Origin of the sequence: Vibrio sp. 10N.247.311.13 (assembly GCF_041467595.1) — a bacterium.
Lineage (GTDB): Bacteria > Pseudomonadota > Gammaproteobacteria > Enterobacterales > Vibrionaceae > Vibrio > Vibrio crassostreae_C.
The window spans coordinates 1-1683 of sequence record NZ_JBFSUX010000129.1; the positions used below are offsets into that span (position 1 = coordinate 1).

At 45.8% G+C, this 1683-nt stretch carries 1 protein-coding gene and 1 pseudogene; both read right to left on the reverse strand.

Features of this window, described 5'->3' with window-relative positions; genetic code table 11:
- Positions 1 to 650 (reverse strand): annotated as a pseudogene (locus AB6E52_RS22965) (bifunctional aspartate transaminase/aspartate 4-decarboxylase); the annotation flags it as partial.
- Positions 651 to 766: 116 nt separating this feature from the next.
- A partial coding sequence (locus AB6E52_RS22970) for a TrkA C-terminal domain-containing protein (RefSeq protein WP_372189990.1) occupies positions 767 to 1683 on the reverse strand: 917 nt, incomplete at its 5' end.

A 1683-nucleotide genomic window follows, 5' to 3' on the forward strand; every position in this document is an offset into this window, starting at 1 on the left:
AGCTCTGGGATTTCTAGGTAAGGGGTAAAGATTGGCGTGATTAGCGCAACTTTGTCACCTTTTTTCAATAGACCATTGTTGAACATGGTTGCGAACGTGTACGTCATTGACGCAGTGCCGCCTTCTGTTGCGAACAGGTCAAAGTTAGTCGTCATTGGCATTGGGCCGTACATCTCTTCTGCGATGTATTGTTTAACCACTTTCTCGATGTTCACTAGCATACGTGGTGGCACTGGGTAGTTACACGCAAGGTAAGCCAGTACTAGCTCGTTTAGGAACGCTTGTTTTTCGATGCCTAGACGGTCTTTTGCGTAGCTTAGTGCACGACGTAGGAAATCAACGCCTTTGTCTGTTGCATATTGGCTTGCGAACGTGTCGAAACGCTCAACGATGCCGACGCCATCAGGGATACCACCGAAATCACCACCTAGGTAAGCGTAGTTACGCTCTGCTTCTGCTACCGCAAACTCACCAAGACGGATGAATGCTTTACGAGGTAGCGTTGCTAGGAAGTTAGGGTTACCACGACCTGCATCAAGAAGTGCACGATCTGGCACAGCTTGCGCCACTTCAATCAGTTTGTCTTTTAGCTCGAATGGGCTTAGGTCAGCGAATTTTGAAAAATCGATAGTTGGAGTTTGAGTAGTCATAATAGATACCTTACTTTCATAAATTTTAGCAAGTCGATCCCCTTCCCTATGTTTGGCCAGGGAATCGCTTAGTGTTTTAATTGGATTGACGTCTTAGACTGACGTTATAGTCTGAATTACATACCAGCGTTGACGGAGATAATGCCGACGATGATTGGTCCCCAAAGGGTCAATAGCACGTTGGCTACTGCGTAAGTCACTGTGAATGAGAATACTGGAGTTGCATTGCCTGTTTTTTCCATCAATGCCGCAAACGCAGGGTTTGCACTTCGACCACCAGTCACACAACCAAGTGCTTCAATTGGGTTTTTGATTCTCAAAACAAAGTAAGAGAAGAAGAACGAAATAATCTGTGGAATGATGGTTACCGCAACACCCAAGAATAGTAGGCTCATACCGTGTTCTTTGATGGTGTCTACCGCTTGAGGGCCAGCCTCAAGACCAACGATACCCACGAATGCTGCTAGACCGAAGTCGCGAATAAAGCTTGCTGCTGATTCTGGGAATTGCGCCACATGTGGGTTACGGCTGCGTAACCAACCAACAATCAGACCTGACACTAGACAGCCTGCACCAGAGCCGATAGTGACCGGAATACCTGCAATTTTGAAGTTGATTAGGCCAATCAAAAGACCCAATACCATACCCATGCCTAGTACAATGAAGTCAGTCATTGTTGCTGAGTTCATTGGCTTACCGATTGTACCTTGAACACGATTAATATCGCTTGGTGAGCCAGTTAATTGAATAACATCATTTTTCTTAACAACAAGGTCAGCGTGAACTGGGATTGATACACCTTCGCGAAGGTAGTCAGTCACATAAACACCACGGTAAGTGCCTTTGTTCGCTTCTGATTTGATTTGACCTAGTGTACGGCCAATCAGTTGTTTGTTGTCTGCGATAAGCTGACGGTTCTCTTCAATGACTTCGTACTCTTCTGGAAGCACAACTTCAGAGCCAACAGAGTCACCTTTCAACTGACCAATGGCTTTACGAGTACCTGTGATAACCAGAACATCGCCTTGTTGAA